Origin of the sequence: Nonomuraea sp. N2-4H (genome assembly GCF_045291505.1) — a bacterium.
Taxonomy (GTDB): Bacteria; Actinomycetota; Actinomycetes; order Streptosporangiales; family Streptosporangiaceae; genus Nonomuraea; species Nonomuraea fastidiosa.
Window position 1 is genome coordinate 2384578 of the sequence record NZ_CP147987.1, and the last position, 21220, is coordinate 2405797.

Sequence of the window (21220 nt, forward strand, 5' to 3'; positions counted from 1 at the left end):
GGCTCTACTTGACGGCGCCGCCGGTGATCCCGGAGATGATCTTGCGCTGGGCGACGGCGAAGACGGCCAGCAGCGGCAGGCTCATGAGGATGATGTAGGCGAAGATCAGGTGCCAGTTGTCGAGGTACAGCCCGGCGTTGGCCACCTGGAACAGGTTCAGCGGCAGCGTGTCCAACCGGCCGCCGATGACGAAGAAGGCGTAGAAGACGTCGTTCCAGACGTACAGGCAGATGAGGATGGTCGCGGTGGCAAGCACCGGCCGCAGCAGCGGCAGGATGACCGAGAAGAACACCCGCAGCGGGCCCGCGCCGTCCATGCGGGCGGCCTCCTCCAGCGACAGCGGCACCGTACGCACGAAGCCCGTCACGAAGAAGATCACCGTGGACATGTAGATGCCGACGTACACGCCGATCATGCCGACCGGGCTGCCCGCCAGGCCGAGCAGGCGCAGCAGCAGCACGATCGTCACCACGGCGGGCGGCAGCACGATGCCGCTGATCGCCAGCGCGTACAGCACGGCGGTGAACCGCGAGGCACGACGGGCCAGGATCCACGACGCCATCGACCCCAGCGCCAGCACCAGCACCACCGACGGCGCCACCACCAGCACGCTGCCGATGAACGCCTTCGGCACCTCGCCCTGCTCCCAGACCTGGGCCAGGTTCTCCCACAGATGCCACTGCGACGGCAGCGACAGGTCCGGGGAGAGCGCCTCCGCCTGCGACTTGCCCGCCGTGACGACGACCAGCCACAGCGGCACGCCCATGACGAGCAGGACGAGCACGACCACCGCGACCGGCCGCAGCCGCGCCGCCAGGCCCCGCGAGATCGGCGGGCCGGCGGCACGCCGCCGCCCGGGACCGCCGAAGACAGGCGCCGTCACAGGATCTCCTCCCTCTTGCGCAGGATCCGGATCACCGGGAACGCCAGCAGCGCCACCATGAGGAACAGCACCAGGCTCATGGTCGTGGCCTGCGCGAACAGGCCCTGCCCGAACGTCCGGTAGATGAAGATGTTGAGGATCTCGGTGCTGCGGGCCGGGCCGCCGCCGGTGAGCGCCTGCACGATGTCGAAGCCGTTCATCGAGCCGAGCAGCGCCGTCGCGACGTTGAACGTCACCGCCGGCGCGAGCAGCGGGAAACGCACCGCCCAGAACGCCTGCCAGGGCGTCGCACCGTCGATGCGCGCCGCCTCCGAGACGTCCTCCGGCACCGACTTCAGCCCCGCCAGGTAGATGAGCATCGACAGCCCCATCCACTTCCAGGCGTGGATGACGGCGGCCAGCACCAGCGTCCACGTGGTGCTGCCCAGCCAGGCGATCTCCACCTGCTCGCCGGTCAGCGCCGACAGCAGCGCGTTCAGGCTGCCGTCCGGCTTGAGCAGCGCCTGGAAGACGTACCCGACGGCCAGCGCGGACATCAGCACCGGGATGACGAACACCAGCCTGGCCGCCCTGTTCAGCCAGGTGTCCCGCTCCAGCAGCACCGCCAGGCCGAAGCCGAACAGGTTCTGAAACAGCGCCACCAGCGCCGCGTAGATCACGGTGATGCGCAGCGACCCGAACAGGGTGCCGTCCGACAGCAGCGTGCGGAAGTTCTCCAGGCCCACCGGCCTGATCTCGCTCTTGAAGCTCGACCAGTCGGTGAACGCGTAGATGAAGTTGAACAGCGTCGGCAGGAAGAAGAAGACGAACAGGATCGCGAAGGCCGGGACGAGGAACCACAACGGATGGGTGCGGCCCCGCCCCGCCCCGGCGGGCGGGCGGCGGCGCGTCTCCTGGCCGGACGGCACGGTCTGCTCCTTGGTGAGAGACACGGGTACGGGGTCAGAAGCCGGGCGCGCCCGCGGCCTTGGCGAGCTGCGCGAACTGCTTCTGGGTCGCGGCGGCCACCTGCTCGGGCGACAGGCTGCCGGTAATCATGTCGGCCAGGTTCAGATACAGGTCGGGGTTCGCGACCGCGAGCGACTGCATCGACCCGACCGACTCGCCCAGCGAGGCGTGCACGTCCTTCAGCGCCTGCGGCACCCCGTCGGGCGTCGGCACGTCGGGCCGCAGCGAGACCGTCTTGCGGTCGTTCACGAACGTCTGGTAGCCCGGCCCCATCCAGTACGCCAGGAGCTGCCGCGCCGCCGCCTCCCGCTTGGCGTCGCCGGTGCGGAAGGCCACCAGCGCGTTCGACTGGTCGGGGATCGACGTGGCGACGTTGCCCGACGGCGAGATCGGGAAGAAACCGATCTTCTCGTCCAGCTCGGCGGTGTCCGCCATCGCCTGAAGCTGGCCGAAGAACGAGTTGACCTGCACCACCATGGCGGCCTTGCCGGACAGCAGCGCCTCGCCCTGGTCCTCGAACGTCGCCGTCTTGATGTCGTCGTTGAACAAGCCCTCGTCGATCAGACCCTTGTACGTCTTGATCGCATCGAGGATCGTCTTGTCCTCGAACGTCTCCTTGCCGCTGTTGATCCGGTCCCATAGCCCGTTCTTGGCGGCGTCGGCGAGCTGCACCTGCACCCACCACTGGGTGGCCCACTTGTCGCCGGCCATCTCGAAGAACGGGGTGACGCCCTTGGCCTTGAGCGTGCGGGCCAGCTCCACCATCTCGCCGAACGACTTCGGCGTCTCCTTGATCCCGTTGGCCTCGAAGACCTTCTTGTTGTAGTAGACGCCCTCGACGGCCGGGCTGGTGATGAGCGCCGCGTACCGGGTCTTGTCCAGGATCCCGGTGATGTCGCGCAGCTCGGGCGAGAGCTTGTCGATCCAGGGCGCGCCGTCCAGCGGCTGCAGGTTGGCGCGGGCGTTCAGCGCGGTCAGCATCGACGCCGTCGGCTGCCAGAACGCCAGGTCCGGCTTGTCGCCGGTGGCCACCTTGGTCTGCACGCCCTGCTCGTACGGGTCGGGGACGGTGACCACCTCCACCGTGGCCCCGGTGGCCTTCGAGAAGGCGTCGGTGATCGCCTTGGGGGTGGTGGTGCTGTTCTGGGCGGCCCAGATCGTCAGCGTCACCCCGTCCAGGCGGGCGGTGGGCTCGGGCCAGGCGGCCGGGGCCGAGTCGGTGGTCGCCGCCGGCCCGGCGGCGGGATCGCTGCAGGCGGTGAGCGCCAGGAGCGCGCTCGCCGCGACCATGATCGCGGTACGGGGGGCTCTACGCACGGTTACGTCGTCCTTCGGTCTCATAGCGCCGGTTCGGTGGGCTAGCGGGGGCGGAGGTGCAGGATGCGGGCGGTGGGCGGCGGGACGTGGGCCGTGACGGTCAGCTCGGCGGCACCCGGGTCCCAGTCGAGGCGCCAGCCCCCGGCCTGTGCCGGGTAGGCGACGGTGGCCTCCAGGTCGCGGCCGCGGAGGTGGGGGAGCGAGAGCACGGTGGACTCCGGCGCGCCGGGCCGCCTCCAGACCGTCACGTACGTGTCGCCGCTCGCGCCGGGGCTGTTGCGCGGGCCGCCGTCACTTCGTGGGCTGCCGTCGCCTGTCGGGATGGCGTCGCTTCGTGAGGTGCCGTCGCTCAGCGGGCCGCCGTCACTTCGTGGGCTGTCGTCGCGGAGGGCGAAGGCGAGCCAGGGATCGTCCCAGCCGGGCAGGCCGAGCGGCCAGCACGCGGTGGCGCGCGGCAGCACCGGGCGCAGCCGCCGGTGCACCGCCACGCCCTCCTTGACCAGGGCGAGCCTGGGGCCGTCCATGCGGTGCAGGTTGCCCGACAGATAGAGACGGCCGAGTATGCCGGTGCACATCGTGAACGCCACCTCCTCCTCCGTCATCTCCGGCTGCGGGTAGGCCCAGTTGGCGGCCTGCTCGGGCAGCACCGACAGGGGAGCGGCGGCCGCGATCGGCGGGTAGCGCAGGAAGTCCTGCTGGTCGCTGGTGGACTGGAGCTGCAGGCGGGAGAGCATCGCGTAGTCCATGCGCATGGCGCCCGAGCCGCAGTTCTCCAGCACCAGGTGCGGGTGGCGGTCGAGCACCGACTCCAGCCAGGCCAGGTGGGCCCGGTTGTGCCCGAGCAGCCCGGCTCCCGCGCTGGGGGCGTCCACGTCGGTGCCCGCGCCCGGGTTGATGTTGTAGTCGAGCTTGAAGTAGCCGACGCCCAGTTCCGTGACCAGCCGGTCGATCACCTGGTCCACGTGCGCCACCGCGGCGGGATGGCGCAGGTCGAGGTGGTAGCGGCCGTGCTCGGCCACCCGTACGCCGCCGCGCTGCAGGAACGCCTCGTCCGGCAGTTTGCCTGCCATCGGGCTGCGCACCCCGATCACCTCGGGCTCCAGCCACAGGCCGGGCGTCATGCCGCGCTCCCTGATCCGGGCCAGCACCTCCTCGATGCCGCCAGGGAACCGGGTGCTCGACGGCCGCCACTCGCCGACGCTGTCCCACCAGTCGCCGCCGTCGTCGTACCAGCCGGCGTCCACGCAGAACACCTCCGCGCCCGCCTCGGCCGCCGCGTCGATGAGCGGCAGCAGCTTCTCCGTGGTCGGGTCGCCCATCAGCGTGTTCATGTAGTCGTTGAAAACGAGCGGCAACCTGTCCCGGTCGGGGTGGGGGCGCAGCGACGCGCGACGGTGCGCGGTCAGCGCGGCCGCCGCGCTTTCCAGGCCGTCGCCGGACACCGCCACCGACACCGGCACCGTGGTGAACGACTCGCCGGGCGCGAGCGGCTGGCTCCACTGGTGGTCCAGGTCCGTCGGGCCGGACAGCGCGGCGTACACGCCGTCCAGCCGGTCGCCGACCTCCCACCGCCAGGGGCCGTTGTGCTCGATCTGCCACAGCCACGTCCGGCCCGAGCCGCGCTCGGCCAGCCCGCCCATCGGGACGTACCGGCCGCTCGACCACGTGCCCAGACTGGTCAGCGCGTACGCGCCCCGCCCGTGGCCGTGCCCCTCCAGGCCCAGGTCGGGCAGGTGGCCGGCGAGCGGCTGCCTGGTCCAGCGGCTCTCGCCGAGCCAGGCGCTGCCCGCGTACAGGACGTCCAGATCGGCCGCCTCCAGGCCGTGGAATCCCGCCGCGAACGAGGTCACCGCCAGCAGCAGCACCGGCTGCGCGCCCCGGTTCGTCACCCGGACCGACGACCGCAGCGCCGGCACGCCCTCGTACGACTCCAGCAGCAGCTCCGCGCCCAGCCCCGACGACTCGTCACGCAGCCGCACCCGCAGCTCGTGCCGGCCGTCCTGGACCGAGCGGTCCGCGCCCGCGTACCGCAGCCGCAGGCCCACCGCCGTCTCCGACAGCCGCTGCGAGGCCCGCGCCCGGCCCTCGCCGGGCACCAGCACCTCGACGACCGGCTGGGACGTCCGCATGGGAGCCGCCGCCCCGCCCGGCGACAGCTCGCGCAGCGTCACCGGGCGATCCTGATGGATCTCCAGGGCGACCGCGAGACCCGAATGGCCCCAGCGGAGGGTCTCCACGACATCAGCAGGCATCAAGCTCTCTCTTTCGGCGTCACAGGGGACCGATCGCGGTGGCAGGGTTCGCGCGTACTGCCCTGGACGGGTGGGCGCTCCCGCAGTCATGTGACCGGTCACACGCCCGTCAGTGTGAACGGTCACACGGCCCCTGCGAAAGCCTTCTTTGCCGATTCGTTACGCACAGGTTTCCTGAGCGCGCGGTCTGGAACGAAGCTGACCAGGGCGCTGACCAGCAAGGTTGTCGGTGCTTCCGAGTCTGCGACGCCGCCTGTCGCATCCACGAATGGACGGAGGCGATGGTCTGGAAGGAGCCGCGGAAGAGACTGCCAACGGGACGGAAGGCGAGCCGGCCGACCGCTGGCAGGAGCGGTGCGGCCGCCGACCGTGCGGCAGAGATCCCCTGGCCCATCGCCCGCGGCCCGGGGTCGGCGAGCGCCCAGCCTTGGGCCGAGCGCTAAGACGGCCGCGGCGATCCCTGCGCCAGGGGGCTCGGGAAGAAGGGCACGATCGAGTATCGGGTGCAGTACTAGGAGTAGTCGTCTCCAGGTGAAACCCGATGTCGTGAGACACGTGAGGCGCTGAGAATCGCTCTCAGCGCCTCACATTGCGACTGGCCTACGGAACGACCGGGGTGGCGCACGACTTCGGGCCTGGCCTGACGTTCTGCTCGTCATGGCCGCCCGCCTCGCCTGTTCGGCTCGGCCGTGATTCCGCCGATGGCCTCCCGAATCCGTGTGCTGCGCGCTCGGAGTTCGGCAACGCGACCACCCCTCCTCCTTCGAGCTCGGGCGGGCGCGTCATGCCCATGACGCAGCCGTCAGCAGGTGCGGGCGATGGCGTCGACCTTCTCGCCGAAGTTGGTGTCGTACGCCCTGGCGTAGTGGCCGGGCCTGACGCCTCGCCTTTCACGGCTGCCGGTGTCGATGAAGCAGCCTGAGGCGTTGGCGTAGAAGGAGTGGACGTGGTTGCGCATGTTGGCCGGCAACGTGCGATAGCCGTCGCCGGGGCTCCACTTCCACGGGACACCGTCGAAGTTCCGGTCCTGCCACAGGCAGATGTTGCCTGTGGGGCAGCCCGCTGCCGCTCGCGTCAGGCTCACCTGTGCGGTGAGGGTAATCAACTCTCGGCGATATGGCGCGGACGAACGAGCTGCCGAAACCGCGTACTGAGGCGACCGTCCGCACGCGCTCTCGCAGCGGGGCGGGACTTCACACGCGCACGGGACAGACCTCCGGCACCATGCCGGCAGGGCGCCGGACCCGGCTCCGCGTGCCGATCGGTCGCCAGGTGAGGCGCGAAGTGGGCTGGTGAATCGGCGTGGTGCGCAGAGCCGGCCTGTTGTGCGCGTGGCGGAGCGGTGTCACGCCGAATCGGGTGGTGCTCCACGAGCTGGATGCCGCGCCGAGCACATGGGACGCGCTGCGTTGGGGCGTGCGGATACCGAGAGCCCTCCAGAGCGAAGTTCGGTTCGCGCCCCTTCGCTGGCGATGCCGCTTGCCCGGTGCCGCCTGTCCTGTGTGGGCTGCGCCGGGAGCAAGGCGGGATGGGTCAGGTGGTAGGGGGTGGGGCGGTGGATTCGCGGATCATCAAGGCCGGGGGGACCAGGCGGGGCACCGGTTGCGGGAGGCCGGAGAGTTCGGCCATGGCGGCGTCGAAGCAGGCGCGGCCGAGGCCGGGGAAGTCCATGCGTACGGTGGTCAGCGCGGGCGTCCAGTATGCCGCCCCCGGGATGTCGTCGAAGCCCACGATGCTCACGTGACCCGGCACGTCCTTGCCCGCGTCGTACAGCGCCCGCCGGACGCCCTGCGCGATGTCGTCGTTGCCGCACAGAATGGCGGTGACCTGCGGGTCGGCGGCCAGACGGCGGCCCGCCTCGTACGCGGAGGCGATGTCCCACCCGCACCCCAGCACCTCGGGCACGGCCGCCCCCGCGGCGGTCAGCGCGTCGCGCCAGCCCGCCAGGCGGCCGCCCTGCCCGACCTCGGACGGGATCGCCACGTGGTGCACCGTGCGGTGGCCCAGGTCGAGCAGGTGCCGGGTGGCGTCGGCGGCGGCGCCGCGCTCGTCGAGCGCGATCGCGACCCTGCCCCGGTCGGGAGCGGCGGGTTCGGCCACCGCGACGGCGGGCACATGGGCGGGCAGCGCCTCCAGCACGGCGACGCCGATCGCGTCGAAGGCGATCACCACCACCGCGCCGGCGCTGGCGTCGCTGACGTACTCGACGGCCTGCCGCACCTCCGCGGGCTCGGCCGACTCCACGACCCTGACGCCCACGGACATGCCGGCCGCGCGGGCCGCCTCCTCGATGCCCTGGAGGGTGGCGGCGTAGCCGTACAGGACGGTGTCGGAGGTGACCACGGTGATGCCGCGAGCCCGGCCGAGGCTGAGCGCGCGGGCCGCGCGGCTGGGCCGGAAGCCGAGCCGCTCGATGGCCGCGAGCACCGTGGCGCGGGTTTCCGGGCGCACCCTGGGCGAGTCGTTGAGCACGCGCGAGACCGTCTGGTACGACACTCCGGCCTCGGCGGCGACGTCCCTGATGCTGGGCACGGCCGCGTCGCGGGCGGCCGCGCGAGACGCGCGCGGGGGAGTCGGAGTCACCTCCACATCGTATGACCTGATGATCCGCGCTCATGCCGGGCACCGTCCGTCCGCCTCGTCTTCGAGTTCCTGTCGGTCCGGAAACGCCCGAACTTCACATCGAGAACACGCTCTCTCGCATTCGAGCCCTTTTCGCAGGTGCCAATCGTCCTTTGATGAAAGGAAATCACCTGGCTGAACGTGTGCCGGCGGGTAGATTTCGGCGCGACGGGTCAGGGTGCCGCCCGGCCTGTTCGAGAGGTCAGGTGAGACGGGCGCGCGCGGAGTGATCAGGGGCCTGACGCCTAGTGCGGACCCGTGGATGGTCGAGGTGTGCGGGCGCTCGGGCGGCCGGCCGGAAACGGGGCCGATGGGCGTGGGAAGTGCGCAACGCCTCCTGGCGTAGGTCGCGTGATAGGGCTGGCTGGTGGTGGGTGCCGGGGGACCGTCCCCCACGGCCTGTGCCTTGGCGGTGCCGGCCTGCGCACACCCTGACCGGCCGGGTGGGTGCGGCCGGCCTGCCCCATCCCGACCGCCGCGTGGGGTGGGCGGTCGGGATGGGGCCGCGCGGTGCGGGTGCGCGGGGCCTTCCAGCCGGTCAGGTGCGGGACCCCGATCGGGTCAGGTGCGGGTCCAGCGCTGGTTGGTGCCGCCCGTGCAGTCCCAGATCTGCAGGCGGGTGCCGTTGGCGGAGCTGACGTCGGTCGCGTCGAGGCACTTGCCGGACTGCGGGTTGACGATCTGCCCCGTGCCGGAGTCGTACGTCCAGCGCTGCGCCCCGGTGCCGTTGCAGTCGTAGAGCTGCACCTTGGCGCCGTTCGCCGTGGAGCCGGCGGTGACGTCCATGCACTTGCCGAGCGCGCGGACGGAGCCGTCGGAGTTCCAGGTCCAGGACTGGGCGGCGGTGCCGTTGCAGTCCCAGAGCTGGATGGGGGTGCCGTTGGCGGTCTCGGCGCCGGCGACGTCGACGCACTTGCCGCCGATCCCGGTGATCTGGCCGCCGGAGCCGCCGCTGTCGGTGGGCGGGGCGTAGACGCGGACGTAGTCGACGGTCAGCGTCTGCGGGAACGTGGTGGTGCCGTCGGGGTAACCGGGCCAGTCGCCGCCGACCGCGACGTTCATGATCATGAAGAACGGGTGGTCGAAGACCCAGCGGCGGCCGCCCAGGTCGGCGGGGGTGCGGCGCTGGTACTCGACGCCGTCCACGTACCAGACGATGAGGTTGGGCGACCAGTCGACGGCGAAGGTGTGGAACGCGTCGGCGAAGGGGGAGCCGATCGTGTAGCCGGCGCCGATGCCGCCGCCACCGCTGTAGCCGGGGCCGTGGATGGTGCCGTGGACGGTGTTCGGCTCGCGGCCGATGTTCTCCATGATGTCGATCTCGCCGTCGTCCGGCCAGTTGGTGCCGCCGAGCATCCAGAACGCCGGCCAGATGCCCTGCCCGCGCGGCAGCTTCATGCGTGCTTCGAACCGCCCGTACGTCTGGCTGAAGGTGCCGAGCGTGAGCAGGCGGGCGGAGGTGTACAGGCAGGTGCCGTAGTGGCACTGGTCGCCGGCCGGGTTCTCGCGGCGGGCGGTGATCACCAGGTTGCCGTTGCCGTCGAGGGCGGCGTTGCGGGTGCTGTCGGTGTAGTACTGGTGCTCGTTGTTGCCCCAGCCGCCACCGCCGATGTCGAAGCGCCACTTGGAGCCGTCGACCGGGCTTCCTGCGGGACCGTCGAACTCGTCCGACCACACGAGCGGGCCGGGGGCGGGCGCGGCGCTCGCGGTGCCGGTCATGGGGACGACCAGCGCGGCGATCGCGGCGAGGACGGTACCGATGGCGAGCAGCAATCTTTTGCGGGGGGTGCGTGCCATGTGGGTTACCTCATGGGTCCACGGGGTGTGAGTTTACGGAAACCTTCCGGCAACGTGAGCGCTCCTGTCAAGAGAGCGCTCTCTCGCTTTCCCCCGCCCGTTTTCAGGCCGGCTTGTGCCGCTGGTAGTGGCGGGCGACGCGGACCCGGTTGCCGCAGCGGGCGGCGGCGCACCAGCGGCGGCGCGGATGGGCGGGCAGGAACAGCGTCACGCAGTCGTCCGCCTCGCACTTGCGGATCGTGGCCACCGCCGGGTTCGCCAGCAGGTCGGCGGCAGCCTCGGCGAGCCAGGCCGCCAGTCGCTCCGCCGCGGAGCCGTCGCGCCTGCGGGTGGCGGTGAGCGCGCCGTCATCCCAGGTCAGCTCGGTGACGGCGGGCGCGGCGCGCTGGGCGCGGTTGATCGCGTCGAGGGCTTCCTGAGGCGGTCGCTCGCCCCGCCGTACGTGCTCCAATGCCCGTGCCGTGTGACCGCGCAGCTCGCGTGCGGTCGCCAGCTCGGGCTCGCCCAGGTCGGCGGCGGCGAGGTCGCGCGCCTCGGGGAACCGGGCGGCCTCCAGGTCGAGCCAGGCGCGCAGGCTCTCCGGCGTGGCCAGGTGCTCACCGTCGGCGTTGCGGGTGTTGACCAGGTCGAGCGCCAGGGGCTCGCCGACCAGGGGACCGGGGTTGTTCATGCTTCTAATGCTACCTGACGCATTTGACGCATTAGGAAGCATACGGGTAGACCTAATGTGTCAGCCGCTCAGAAAGGCATTAATACTCCAGCCGCACTTCGAGATCTCGATCTGGTCGAGGCTGAGACGTGAGACGGCCACCGCAGTGATCATGTGGGTGTGTGGAATCCAGATGATCGGCGGTGGCCGTGGCAGCCACGGTAGCCGAAATCGACCCGCGTGTATGGGCCGATGCGTTCGATGACCTGTTCGCGCAGGTAGTGGCACCGTTCTTCGGCCGGCGTGAGCCGCGGATCAGAGCGCGTGGTTACCTGCTGGGCCTGCTGAGTTCGCTGGAACGCAAGAACGGCTGGTCCCTGGCCGAGTTCGCCGGAGACGCGACACCCGACGGGATGCAACGACTGCTCAACCACGCCCGCTGGGACGTCGATGCGGTCCGGGATGCACTGCGGGCCCAGGTCGCCGAGCGGCTCGGGTGCCTGGACGGGGTGCTGGTGGTCGACGACACCGGGTTCGAGAAGAAGGGCCGCCGCTCGGCCGGGGTGCAGCGCCAGTACACCGGCACGGCCGGAAAGATCACCAACTGTCAGGTCGGAGTGTTCGCCTCCTACCTGCACCCCGGCCGGCAACGGGTGCTGATCGACCGGGAACTGTATCTGCCCGCTTCCTGGTTCACCGCACCCGAGCGGCGCACCGACGCCGGCATCCCGGAGCAGGTGGAGTTCGCGACCAAACCGGAGCTGGCCTGGAGGATGATCGAGCGGGCCGCCGACGATCCGCTGCTCACCTTCGCCTGGCTCACCGCGGATGAGGGCTACGGCGACAACCCCGTGTTGCGTGAGCGGTGCCGCAGCCGGGGTTTGAGCTACGTGTTCGCTGTCTCCTGTGACCACCCGATCGTGCTGGCCGGCCGGAAGATGCGTGCCGATGAGGTCTTCGCCGCGCTGGAGGAGCAGGCGTGGCAGCGTTACTCCTGCGGCCAGGGTGCCAAGGGCCACCGCTACTACGACTGGGCGTGGATCCCGCTCGGCCCGGCCGAGTGGCTGCTGGCCCGCCGCTCCATCACTGATTCCGGCGAGCTGGCGTTCTACACCTGCTGGGCCACCGGCCCGGTCGCGCTGCCGGAGCTGGTGCGAGTGGCGGGATCGCGGTGGAGCGTGGAGGAATGCTTCCAGGCCACCAAGAACGAGGTCGGCCTGGACCATTACCAGGTCCGCAAGCACCTGGCCTGGTATCGGCACGTCACGTTGGCCATGGTCGCTCACGCTCACCTGGCTTTCCTCGCCGCCGGCCCACCCGGCGCAACGGGCGCTCAGCAGGGCGAGGCTTTCTCGGGCCTGGCCACACAGGGGGCCCTGCCGACAGGGACGATCACAGCTTGAGGGTGCGAACGGTGACGATTCCGGCGAGCTGATCCCGCTTACCGTCAACGAGATCCGGCGTCTGCATGCTCATCTTGCCCAGCCCCGGCACCCTGCCAGTCATCGAATCCGCTGGTCACAGTGGCGACGTCGGCATCAAGCCCGCGCCCGCCGCTGCCATTACCAGCGACAGCGACGAATCATCGATCACTAAATGCGGCTGGAGTATTAAAGATGACCGCACCAGCCCGCACCGCGCACCGCTACGTGGACGTCGAAGGAGTCCGCGTCTTCTACCGCGAGTCCCTGCCCGACCGGGCCGACGCGCCCGTGCTGCTGCTGTTGCACGGCTTCCCGTCCGCCTCGCACCAGTACCGCGCGCTGTTCGACCGGCTCGGGTCCCGCTACCGGCTCATCGCGCCGGACCACCCGGGCTCCGGGCACACCGAGGCGCCCGCCGGTTACACCTACTCGTTCGACCGGCTCGCCGACCTCACCGAGGGCTTCGTCCGCGCGCTCGGCCTGACCCGCTTCGCCCTGTACGTCTTCGACTTCGGCGCCCCGATCGGCTTCCGCGTCGCCGAGCGGAACCCCGAGTGGATCGCCGGCCTGATCGTCCAGAACGGCAACGCCTACGCAGACGGCCTGTCAGAGGCCGCCCGCGACCTGCTCGCACAGCGTCCCGACACGCCCGGCGGCCCGGAGCGGGTGCACGCCGAGCTGACCCTGGAGGCCGTACGCGGCCAATACCTCACCGGCGTCCCCGACCCGAGCCTGGTCGCGCCCGACAACTGGACGCTCGACCACCACTTCCTCGGCCTGCCGGGGCACAGGGAGGCCCAGGCGGCGCTGCTGTTCGACTACCACACCAACGTCGAGAGCTACGACCGCTGGCAGGCGTGGCTGCGCAAGCACACCCCGCCCGCCCTCATCGTGTGGGGCGAGAACGACCCGTTCTTCACCGAGGCCGGAGCCCGCGCCTACCGGCGCGACCTGCCCGATGCCGAGCTGCACCTCTTCGACACCGGGCACTTCGCGCTGGAGACGCACGCCGAGGAGATCGCCCCGCTCGTCGCGGGCTTCCTCGACCGGCTCAACGAAGAGTGGCGGTGAACGTACGGCCGTACGCGTGCCGGGTCGTCGCCTGCACCAGGGTGCCGCCCGGCACTCGCCGTACGGTGACGCCCTCGTCGGCCTCCGCCACCCGCAGCGGGCGGCCCGGCACGACCACGGAGACGCGGTCGCGCTTCATCGTCGGGTCGGACAGGGCGACGGACGTGCGTCTGCCGGACTCCCGCACGATGACCGAGGCGGGACCGTCCACGAGCAGGCGGCCGGCCTGGCGCGGGCCCTTGGAGAAGACGTTGCACGCGATGATGCCGAGCTTCTGGTGCCGCACGGCCTGCACGTGGCGGTTGTTCGCCAGCACGCTCACCGGGCCGCGCGCGTAGCGGCGCAGCGCGTCCTCGGTGGCGTTCGGCACCAGCGCGTACGCCAGCTCGCCCTCGCCCGCGATGGTGGCGGTGAAGACGTTCTTGGTGACGGCGGTGTCGGGGTTGCCGGTCCGCACCACCCTGCGGCTGCGGGTGACGGTCTCCAGCCCGGCCGCGACCGGCCGCCGGTCGAGGAAGACGTAGCCGATGGAGGTACGGCGGGTGCCGTTGGCGTAGCGCAGCCACCGCAGGGGCGTGGCCGCGCCGCCCGGCCGCCAGCCGCGCCCGTCCCAGCGCTCGCCGGTGAGCGTGACCGCGTCGCCGGGCGCGGCGATGCGGCTGTCGACGGTCGTCACCACGTCGCGGCCGCCCTGACCTGCGACGTCCGCCGCCAGCACCACGATCTCGTCGTCGAACATGAACCACGACTTGGTGGCGCGGGCGTTGCGGTAGGCCACGAAGTCGTCGGGCAGCAGGCCCTGCTGCTTGGCGGTGTAGGCGACGTCGTCCGACTGCACCATGCCCGCCACGCCGTACGCGCCGAGCGTGGCGCCGCCGGAGAAGGCGTTCTCGCCGCGCGGGAAGTACACGTAGGTGTTCTGCGACTCCGACGACGAGGTGAAGTTGAGCGGGTGGTCCGGGTTCTCGTACCACAGCCGCCCGTACAGCTCGGGGACCGTCCGCCGCTCCTCCACCGGCGCGGTCACCCCGGCCAGCCGGTACGGCGACACGGTCGTGTAGTAGTCGACCCCGTACACCTGCCCCTGGTCCTCGCCCGACAGGTAGAGGTAGTAGGCGCCGTCGCCCTGGAACCAGGGCATGAGGTTCTCGCCGCTCATGTACTCGTACTTGCTGATCCGCTCCGAGCTGCGGGCCAGCGCGAACGCGTAGCCGGGGCGGCGGTGCACGGTGCGGTCCATCGCGTTGAACGCCACCGACCGCGCGGGCGGGTTGAGGTCGGCCGCCGGGATGGAGGCGTCGGCGCGCACGGCGGCGTAGCGGGCGATGCTGCCCGGCGAGACGAAGGCGGTGGTGTCGGCGGCCGGCAGGAATTTGAGGTACTTCTTCAGCGGCAGCGCGTCCTCGACGTGCTCGGTCAGGTCGGCGATGGCCTCCACGACCACGTTGAGATCGGTGTAGCCGCTGGCGGTACGCGAGACCGCCCGCCCCTTGACGATCTCCATCATCCAACCCTCGAAGATCAGCGGGGCGAAGCCGTCGGTGATCCACCGGTACACCACGGACGGCAGATCGCCGGAGCCGGACGTGACGCCCTGCAGCATGTTGAGCGTCTGCACGACGCGGGTCAGCAGGGCGCGGCCGTACGAGCCGGTGTAGGCGACCGAGTGGTGCTGGATGAACGAGCCGTCGGCGTAGTAGCCGTCGGTGTTGCCGTGCTGCAGGTTGTACGGATCGATCGTGGCGAACACCGTGGACTGGTCGGCGATGGCCTTGTTGACGCGGGCGTCGTCGCCGGTCAGCGCGCCCTGCAGGATGCGGTTGGCGGTGATGTCGGCCAGGTTCGCGCCGGTGTGGAAGCGGGAGTCGAGGTCGACGTCGCCGTCCTTGCCGTTGCGCAGGTAGGCGTCCATCGAGGCGATGTACGGCGCGGTCAGCTCGCCGCGCAGCTCCTCGGGCAGCAGGGCGAGGGTCCTGCTGACGTGGGTGGGGATGCCGATCTCCCAGTTGTGCCAGTTGCCGTAGTCGCCGGCCGACTGGTCGCCGAAGTAACGCTCGTGCAGCCAGGCCAGGCCGTCGGCCACCCGCCGCGCGGCGGCGGCGTCGCCCTCCAGCGCGCTGCCGGGGGCGCGGGTGGCCAGCGCGATCTCGTACAGGTACTGGTAGGCCAGGCGGAGGTTCACGTCGTCGGTGCCGAGCGCCAGGCCGGCGAACAGCTCGCCGTCGCCCGCCTGGTCCATAGCGGTCAGCCGCTGCCTGGCGGTGCCGGCGATGGCGGCGAGCTTGCCCGCCACTTCGGGGCGGGCGTTGACCTCGGGGGTGCCGGCGAGGATGGCGACGGAGTTGGCGAGCAGCCGGGCGTGGTCGATGGCCTGTGCGGCGGCCGTGCCGGTCATGACAGGGCCGGTCATGACGGGGCCGGTCGTGGCGGCGCGGGCGGGGGCGGCCACCGCCAGCAGGCCGGTGGCGGGGACGAGGGTGAGCACTTGGCGGCGGGACATGTGCGGCACTGCGAACTCCAGGCCGTTGGGGGGATACGCTGGGGCTCACCGTACATGATCGCCGACGCGCTTCACAGGGCGGAGCCGCCTCCGTGGGGGTCTCCGTGGGGGCTCCGAGGAAGGCTCTCACCACTGCTTGATGCCGACGACCGTGATCACGACCGCGAGCAGCACCGCGAAGGCGATCACGATCGCGGCCGCCGCGACCGACGCCCGGCGCAGCGCCCGGTTGACCCGCCGCTGGTGCCGCATGGCACGACGAACCGCCCGCTCACCTCTTAATCGGGCGATATCCGTACGATCCATGACGCCACTCTGCTGCCGGACGCCCGCCGCACGCAAGCGCCGCCACGGAGCGCTCAGGCCGAGGAGCTCATGGCCTGGCGGAAGAACTCCTCGGCGGTGGCGCCCGGCCCGCCACCGCGCTCGCCGCGCTCGCCGTGCCCGGGGCGCCTGGCCCGCCGTGCCCGGGGCGCCTGGCCCGCCGTGGCTGCCGTGCCCGAGACGCCCGGGGCGGGCGCGGTCTGGCCTGGGCGGGGGAGGGCTGAGGGGGCGGGCTTGTGCGAAAGGCGCGCCGTGTCCGGCCCGGCCGCGCCGGGGTCAGGCGAGGGCGGGCCCGGGAGGGCCAGGTCAGGACCGGGACGGCGCGCAGGAGCGGGCGCGGGGCGGCGGGCAGGAGCGGGCGCGGGGCGGCGGGCAGGGGCGGCCGCAGGGTTTCAGTGCCCGGGTGGCTCAGGTGTGCAGCGGGCGCAGGGTGGCATGCAGGGGCGGGCGCGGGGCTTCGGTGCCCGGGGCTCAGGTGTGTGACCGGTCGGGGCTCAGGTGTGTGACCGGTCAGGCGATCCGGCGGGTGGTGCCGTCGGCGGGGCCGAGGCGGGCGAGGAGCTGGAAGGCGGTGTCCTTGCCGAAGGCGGCGATGGCCGCCTCGCCCATCCGCTCGAGCTCGGGCGCGGGCGGGCTGCCGGGCGCGAACGTCGTCTCGTCGCGGACCAGCGCCTCCATCTCGTCGAGCAGGCTTCGCTGCTCGGCGGTCAGATCAGGACGCGCGGCGCGAAAGCGGATGAGCTGCTCCAGCCAGAGCCCGCTGCGCACTTCCGCCGGCAGGTCCTGGTAGAGCTCGCGTCTGCGGCTCACGGGATGGGTGATGAACTCGTCGTACGCCGCGGAACGCTGTTCGTCGTCCATGGACACCTGCCGGGTCGAGACGGGTGGACTCTCCCCCTGGGGGAGACCCCATGCTACCCGGAGCACGATCAGCCCTGAGGAGAAGCGAAGTATGACCATCGTGACCGGCGTCGAGCCCCGCGGCCTGCACCACTGCGAGACCACGGCGCTCGGTGTGCTGCTCCGCCACGAAGGACTCGACCTGCCGGAGCCGCTGATGTTCGGGCTCGGCTCCGGCCTGTCCTTCGTCTACTGGGACGCCAAGGCGATGCCGGTGCCCTTCCTCGGCGGCCGGGTCAAGCCGTTCGAGCTGACCAGGAACCTGGCCGCCAGGCTGGGGCTGACGCTGGCCGTCCAGGAGACCACCTCGCCCCGCCGGGCCTGGGAGAACGTGGCCGCGGTCATCGACGGCGGCCGCCCGGCCGGCCTCCAGCTCGACTGCTACCACCTCGACTACTTCACCTCGAAGGTGCACTTCGGCGGCCATGTGGTCGCCATGTACGGCTACGACGACCGCGACGCCTACCTCGTGGACACCGCGCAGCAGGGCGGCGCGGTGCGCACGAGTCTCGACGCGCTCGCCCGCGCCCGGGCCGAGCGCGGCCCGATGACCGCGAGGAACCGCTCGTTCACCATCACCCTGCCGCCGCACCCCGTCGCCTGGCAGGAGCAGCTCGTCCCCGCCATCAGGGACTGCGCGGCCGCGTTCCTCTCCCCGCCCATCGCGAACCTCGGTCACCGGGGCGTCGCCAAGGCCGCGACGAAGGTGCCCGGCTGGTGGGAGCGGGCGCAGGACCCGCGCCGCGACCTGCCGCAGGCGGCCCTCCTCATGGAGCGGGGCGGCACCGGCGGCGGCCTGTTCCGCGCGCTGTACCGGGACTTCCTCGCCCAGTGCGCCGAGCTGGTCGGCGGTGCGGACCTGCGTACGGGCCACCGGCTGTACGCCGAGGCGGCGGCCCTGTGGACCGATGTGGCGGCGCTGATCGGCAAGGCCGGCGAGAGCGGCGACCCCGGCCACCTGGAGGAGGCCGGGACGGTCCTGCGCGACCTGGCCCGCATCGAGCGCGAGGCCATGGAGGCGCTGGCCCGCCTGTGACGCACCGTTCCTAGGAGTCCTAGGTATAGCCTAGGAAGGCAAGCCAACAACCTAGGAAGGGTCGGTGACCTATGGCGCGTGCCGGGCTGACCGTGGAACGCGTGACGCTCGCCGCCGCGGAACTGGCCGACGAGGTCGGGCTCGACCACGTCACGATGTCGGCGGTGGCGCGCCGGCTCGGCGTCAAGGACGCCAGCCTGTACGCCCACGTACGCAACCTGGAGGACCTGCGCGGGCGCATCGCGCTGCTGGGCGCGGACGAGAAGACCATCCGCATCGCCGAGGCCACCGCAGGGCGGGCCGGCAAGGACGCGCTCGTCGCCTACGCCGACGCCTGGCGGTCCTACGCCCACGACCACCCGGGCAGGTACACCGCGACCCAGGTCCCGATCCCCATCGACCCCGAGCTGGCCGCCAAGGCGGCCGGGCCGCGCCGGGCGGTCGAGCTGACCTACAGCATGCTGCGCGCGTACCGGCTGGAGGAGCCCGACCTGACCGACGCGGTCCGGCTGATCCGCAGCGCGCTGCACGGATTCGTCAGCATCGAGGCCGCGGGCGGGTTCGCGCACGCGCGACCGGCCGGCGACTCCTGGGTCCGCTGCGTGGAAGCCCTGCACAACGCACTCGAACACTGGCCCTCCCGCACCGGAGGAGACCCCTGATGACCCCCGTGACCACGGGACGGCTGCGCGTCGACGGCGCCACCCTGCACTACGAGGTACGCGGCAGCGGGGCTGTCGCCGGACGCGCCCGTCCGCGTGGCCGGGTGCAGCTCCGGCGCGATCACCGCGCTCCACCTGCTCACCGCCCATCCGGAGCGGGCCGAACGGGTGATCGCGCACGAGCCGCCGGTGGTCGAGGTGCTGCCGGACGCCGCCGCCCACCGGGCGCTGATCGCCCGCGTCCAGGACACCCTGCGCAGGGAGGGCCTGATGCCCGCGGCGGCCGTCTTCGCGGCCGGCCTCCGAGCGCCCGCCCCGGCTCGGCCACGCGGGGAAGCGGCCGCCCCCGCGCTTGCGCCGCACGATGGCCGACGACGGCCGTACTTCCTCGGCCGCATCGTGCCGGGCTTCATGGCGTACGTCCCCGACCTCGGCCGCCTGCGTGAGCTGTCGGACCGGCTGGTGCTCGCGGCTCCAGGGGTCTTGTGGTCAGTGAGCGGCGAGCAGGTCGGCGAAGCGGCGGCTGTCGACGTTCCCGCCCGAGGCGATGAGCCCGATCCGGCGCGGTGTGCCCTCCACGCGGCCGGACAGCACGGCGGCGAGCGCCGTCGCGCCGCTGGGCTCGAGGACGATCTTCAGGTACTCGAACGCGAACCGCATCGCCTCCACGATCTCCGCGTCGCTCACCAGGACGACCCCGTCGGCGAGCCGCCGGTTGATGCCGAACGTCAGCTCGCCCGGCGTCGGCAGCGCCTGACCGTCGGCGATCGTCCTGGGGACGGGGATGGTGACGCGCTCGCCGCGTTCGAGCGACCGCTTGGTGTCGTCGCCGGCCTCCGGCTCGACGCCGATGACCCGGGTGGCGGGCCGCAGCGCCTTGGCCGCGATGGCGGTGCCCGCGAGCAGCCCGCCACCGCCGACGGGCGCGAGCAGCGCGTCCAGCTCGCCGACCTCGTCCAGCAGTTCCAGGGTGGCGGTGCCCTGGCCGGCGATGACGTCGGGGTGATCGAAGGGCGGGATGAGGGTCATGCCGCGCTCGTCGGCGAGGGCGCGGGAGAGCGCGATGCGGTCCTCCTTGTAGCGGTCGTAGGTGACGATCTCCGCGCCGTAGCCGGCGGTGGCCTCGCGCTTGAGACGCGGCGCGTCCTCGGGCATCAGGACGACGGCCGAGGTACCCAGCTCGCGGGCGGCCAGGGCGATGGCCTGGGCGTGGTTGCCCGACGAGTGGGCGACGACGCCGCGCGCCCGCTGCTCGGGGGAGAGCAGGGCGACCGCGTTGTAGGCGCCGCGGAACTTGAAGGCGCCCACGCGCTGCAGGTTCTCGCACTTGATGAACACCTCGGCGCCGGCACGGGCGTTCAGGATGCGCGAGGTGAGCACGGGCGTGCGGTGGGCGATGCCGTCGAGCCTGGCTGCTGCGGCGCGGACGTCGTCGAAGGTCACGGACGTGGCGGTGGCCATGGTGTCACCTCAAGGCGGCCGGGGGCCGGTCGGGGGGTGGGGACCGGCCGGCATGATCAGTTGATCTTCCGATCTTAGGCCGCGGCGGGCGCGATGGCGGCGCTGTGCCGGACGAATCCGGTGATCTGCAGCACCCAGATGAGCGCGCCGGTCGCGGTCATGGCGGCCCACAGCCCGGCCAGCCCCCAGGTGCCGGACACCGGGATCATGGCCAGGGCGAGCAGGCCGTAGCCGGTGCCGACCGCGGCGAGTTGCCAGGTCGAGCGTTTGAGTCCGACCAGCCCGTACGCGGTGACGATCGCGCAGCCGTTCGCCAGCGCGAACCCCACGAGCAGCGGCGACAGCCCCGAGGCCAGGGCGAGCACGGCCGCGTCCCGCGTGAACAGCCGCAGCACCGCCTCGCCCGCGACGAGCAGCGCCGCCCCGCCCGCGAGCACCCCGGCCGCGCCGACCGTGACGGCCGCCACGACGAGCCGCCTGGCCTCGCGGGCCGACGTCGCCCGCGCCACCTCGGGCGTCACCGCCCGCGCGGCGGACGCCGCCGCGAGCCCCAGGAAGCCGTCGAGCGAGAGCAGGATCGCGTGAGCGGCGGCCTGCTGCACGCCGGTGCGCGCGGCGGCGTACGCGACACCGCCCATCACCGTGAACTTGACGATCAGCGTGGCCGACAGCGGCAGCCCCACCCCGGCCATCCGCACGATCCGCCGCACGCGCGGCCGCCCCGGCCACCACGACTGCCCCGCCAGCTCCGGCAGCCGCCGCAGCAGCAGGTTGGAGACCGCGACGTGCACGGCGGTGGCGGCCACCATCGCCACGCCGGTGCCCGGCACGCCGTACGGAGGCACGAGCGCGAGCAGCAGGACGACCTGCGCCGCCGTGCCCGCCAGCCCGGACCACAGCACCTTCCTGCTGTGCCGCAGCGCGACCAGCATGCCTGCCGCGCCGCCGCCCGCCGCCGACAGCAGCACCTGCGCCGCCAGCAGCGCGGGCAGCGCGCCCAGCCCGGCGACCGCCGCCTCAGGCGCACCCCCGGCCCGCGCGATGAGGGGGACGGCGAGCATCACGCAGGCACCCGCGGACCCGAGAGCGAGCGCGAGCCAGCGCGCGTCCTTCAGCACCGCCACCGCCTCGGCGGGACGCTCCCGGCAGGCGGCGGCGAACGGCGACAGACCGCGCAGCCCGCCCGCCACCGCGGCGTTCACCGGGTTGAGCACGGCGCTCGCCAGCGCGAACGCCGCCAAGTCCGCGGTCGCGTGGCGGCCGAGCAGAGAGGTGCCGAGAAGCTGTGCGACGATGCCGGCGCTCATGGACAGCAGCAGCGGCACGGCCGCGCCCAGCACGATGCGGAAAGAAGAAGACATGAAACGGAGAATC

At 72.1% G+C, this 21220-nt stretch carries 17 protein-coding genes; 4 read left to right on the forward strand and 13 right to left on the reverse strand.

From position 1 onward, the window contains the following. Window positions 1-4 precede the first annotated feature (4 nt). The 8 genes from WBK31_RS10830 to WBK31_RS10865 all read right to left on the reverse strand — a co-directional run bounded on the left by WBK31_RS10830 (window position 5) and on the right by WBK31_RS10865 (window position 10489). The gene (locus tag WBK31_RS10830) at window positions 5-883 is read right to left on the reverse strand and encodes a carbohydrate ABC transporter permease (RefSeq protein ID WP_364068003.1); all 879 of its coding nucleotides are present in this window, start codon (window positions 881-883) and stop codon (window positions 5-7) included. Then, window positions 880-1815 (reverse strand): sugar ABC transporter permease, encoded by a 936-nt coding sequence (locus tag WBK31_RS10835; protein ID WP_364068002.1) that lies wholly within the window; start codon window positions 1813-1815, stop codon window positions 880-882. The genes WBK31_RS10830 and WBK31_RS10835 overlap by 4 nt, the downstream gene beginning before the upstream one ends. 10 nt (window positions 1816-1825) lie before the next feature. Further along, window positions 1826-3148: an ABC transporter substrate-binding protein gene (locus WBK31_RS10840; protein ID WP_406674748.1), complete on the reverse strand. Its 1323-nt coding sequence runs from the start codon at window positions 3146-3148 to the stop codon at window positions 1826-1828. A gap of 41 nt (window positions 3149-3189) precedes the next feature. Continuing rightward, window positions 3190-5400 carry an alpha-galactosidase gene (locus WBK31_RS10845; RefSeq protein WP_406674749.1) on the reverse strand — a complete coding sequence of 737 codons (2211 nt, stop codon included), beginning with the start codon at window positions 5398-5400 and terminating at the stop codon, window positions 3190-3192. 802 nt (window positions 5401-6202) lie between these two features. Beyond that, entirely contained in the window at window positions 6203-6484 is a 282-nt protein-coding gene (locus tag WBK31_RS10850) for a peptidase inhibitor family I36 protein (RefSeq protein ID WP_406674750.1), read from the reverse strand. Between the two features lie 449 nt (window positions 6485-6933). Beyond that, window positions 6934-7983 carry a LacI family DNA-binding transcriptional regulator gene (locus WBK31_RS10855; RefSeq protein WP_364067998.1) on the reverse strand — a complete coding sequence of 350 codons (1050 nt, stop codon included), beginning with the start codon at window positions 7981-7983 and terminating at the stop codon, window positions 6934-6936. A gap of 600 nt (window positions 7984-8583) precedes the next feature. After that, window positions 8584-9819, reverse strand: a complete 1236-nt coding sequence (locus tag WBK31_RS10860) for a lectin (RefSeq protein WP_406674751.1) — start codon at window positions 9817-9819, stop codon at window positions 8584-8586. Window positions 9820-9922: 103 nt separating this feature from the next. Continuing rightward, window positions 9923-10489 carry a CGNR zinc finger domain-containing protein gene (locus WBK31_RS10865; RefSeq protein WP_364067996.1) on the reverse strand — a complete coding sequence of 189 codons (567 nt, stop codon included), beginning with the start codon at window positions 10487-10489 and terminating at the stop codon, window positions 9923-9925. Between the two features lie 245 nt (window positions 10490-10734). Here WBK31_RS10865 and WBK31_RS10870 point away from each other — a divergent pair, with 245 nt between their 5' ends. Both WBK31_RS10870 and WBK31_RS10875 read left to right on the forward strand, forming a co-directional pair. After that, window positions 10735-11871, forward strand: coding sequence for an IS701 family transposase (locus WBK31_RS10870; protein ID WP_364070935.1), 1137 nt, complete (start codon window positions 10735-10737; stop codon window positions 11869-11871). Between the two features lie 213 nt (window positions 11872-12084). Next, a complete protein-coding gene (locus tag WBK31_RS10875) occupies window positions 12085-12963 on the forward strand; it encodes an alpha/beta hydrolase (RefSeq protein ID WP_364067995.1) in 879 nt (292 codons plus the stop codon). On the opposite strand, the gene WBK31_RS10880 is transcribed toward WBK31_RS10875, so the two are convergent. The 3 genes from WBK31_RS10880 to WBK31_RS10890 all read right to left on the reverse strand — a co-directional run bounded on the left by WBK31_RS10880 (window position 12944) and on the right by WBK31_RS10890 (window position 16648). Next, window positions 12944-15463, reverse strand: coding sequence for a polysaccharide lyase family 8 super-sandwich domain-containing protein (locus WBK31_RS10880; protein WP_406674752.1), 2520 nt, complete (start codon window positions 15461-15463; stop codon window positions 12944-12946). The two genes, WBK31_RS10875 and WBK31_RS10880, sit on opposite strands and share 20 nt — an antisense overlap. A gap of 126 nt (window positions 15464-15589) precedes the next feature. Then, window positions 15590-15769, reverse strand: a complete 180-nt coding sequence (locus tag WBK31_RS10885; protein WP_364067993.1) for a hypothetical protein — start codon at window positions 15767-15769, stop codon at window positions 15590-15592. 528 nt (window positions 15770-16297) lie between these two features. Then, window positions 16298-16648, reverse strand: coding sequence for a bacteriocin fulvocin C-related protein (locus tag WBK31_RS10890; RefSeq protein ID WP_378789847.1), 351 nt, complete (start codon window positions 16646-16648; stop codon window positions 16298-16300). A 91-nt stretch (window positions 16649-16739) separates the two neighbouring features. Here WBK31_RS10890 and WBK31_RS10895 point away from each other — a divergent pair, with 91 nt between their 5' ends. Together WBK31_RS10895 and WBK31_RS10900 are read left to right on the forward strand one after the other, a co-directional pair. Continuing rightward, window positions 16740-17723 carry a BtrH N-terminal domain-containing protein gene (locus tag WBK31_RS10895; RefSeq protein WP_364067990.1) on the forward strand — a complete coding sequence of 328 codons (984 nt, stop codon included), beginning with the start codon at window positions 16740-16742 and terminating at the stop codon, window positions 17721-17723. A 71-nt stretch (window positions 17724-17794) separates the two neighbouring features. Next, a complete protein-coding gene (locus WBK31_RS10900) occupies window positions 17795-18385 on the forward strand; it encodes a WHG domain-containing protein (protein ID WP_364067989.1) in 591 nt (196 codons plus the stop codon). A 489-nt stretch (window positions 18386-18874) separates the two neighbouring features. On the opposite strand, the gene WBK31_RS10905 is transcribed toward WBK31_RS10900, so the two are convergent. Together WBK31_RS10905 and WBK31_RS10910 are read right to left on the reverse strand one after the other, a co-directional pair. Further along, window positions 18875-19846 (reverse strand): threo-3-hydroxy-L-aspartate ammonia-lyase, encoded by a 972-nt coding sequence (locus WBK31_RS10905; RefSeq protein ID WP_364067988.1) that lies wholly within the window; start codon window positions 19844-19846, stop codon window positions 18875-18877. A 74-nt stretch (window positions 19847-19920) separates the two neighbouring features. After that, the gene (locus WBK31_RS10910; RefSeq protein ID WP_406674753.1) at window positions 19921-21207 is read right to left on the reverse strand and encodes an MATE family efflux transporter; all 1287 of its coding nucleotides are present in this window, start codon (window positions 21205-21207) and stop codon (window positions 19921-19923) included. Window positions 21208-21220: the final 13 nt, after the last annotated feature.

What these genes read in the sequence shown, in the direction of transcription:
- WBK31_RS10845 (WP_406674749.1), bottom strand. Translation starts at nt 5,400, where the DNA reads ATGCCTGCTGATGTCGTGGAGACCCTCCGCTGGGGCCATTCGGGTCTC.
- WBK31_RS10860 (WP_406674751.1), bottom strand. Translation starts at nt 9,819, where the DNA reads ATGGCACGCACCCCCCGCAAAAGATTGCTGCTCGCCATCGGTACCGTC.
- WBK31_RS10865 (WP_364067996.1), bottom strand. Translation starts at nt 10,489, where the DNA reads ATGAACAACCCCGGTCCCCTGGTCGGCGAGCCCCTGGCGCTCGACCTG.
- WBK31_RS10875 (WP_364067995.1), top strand. Translation starts at nt 12,085, where the DNA reads ATGACCGCACCAGCCCGCACCGCGCACCGCTACGTGGACGTCGAAGGA.
- WBK31_RS10880 (WP_406674752.1), bottom strand. Translation starts at nt 15,463, where the DNA reads ATGTCCCGCCGCCAAGTGCTCACCCTCGTCCCCGCCACCGGCCTGCTG.
- WBK31_RS10885 (WP_364067993.1), bottom strand. Translation starts at nt 15,769, where the DNA reads ATGGATCGTACGGATATCGCCCGATTAAGAGGTGAGCGGGCGGTTCGT.
- WBK31_RS10890 (WP_378789847.1), bottom strand. Translation starts at nt 16,648, where the DNA reads ATGGACGACGAACAGCGTTCCGCGGCGTACGACGAGTTCATCACCCAT.
- WBK31_RS10895 (WP_364067990.1), top strand. Translation starts at nt 16,740, where the DNA reads ATGACCATCGTGACCGGCGTCGAGCCCCGCGGCCTGCACCACTGCGAG.
- WBK31_RS10900 (WP_364067989.1), top strand. Translation starts at nt 17,795, where the DNA reads ATGGCGCGTGCCGGGCTGACCGTGGAACGCGTGACGCTCGCCGCCGCG.
- WBK31_RS10905 (WP_364067988.1), bottom strand. Translation starts at nt 19,846, where the DNA reads ATGGCCACCGCCACGTCCGTGACCTTCGACGACGTCCGCGCCGCAGCA.
- WBK31_RS10910 (WP_406674753.1), bottom strand. Translation starts at nt 21,207, where the DNA reads ATGTCTTCTTCTTTCCGCATCGTGCTGGGCGCGGCCGTGCCGCTGCTG.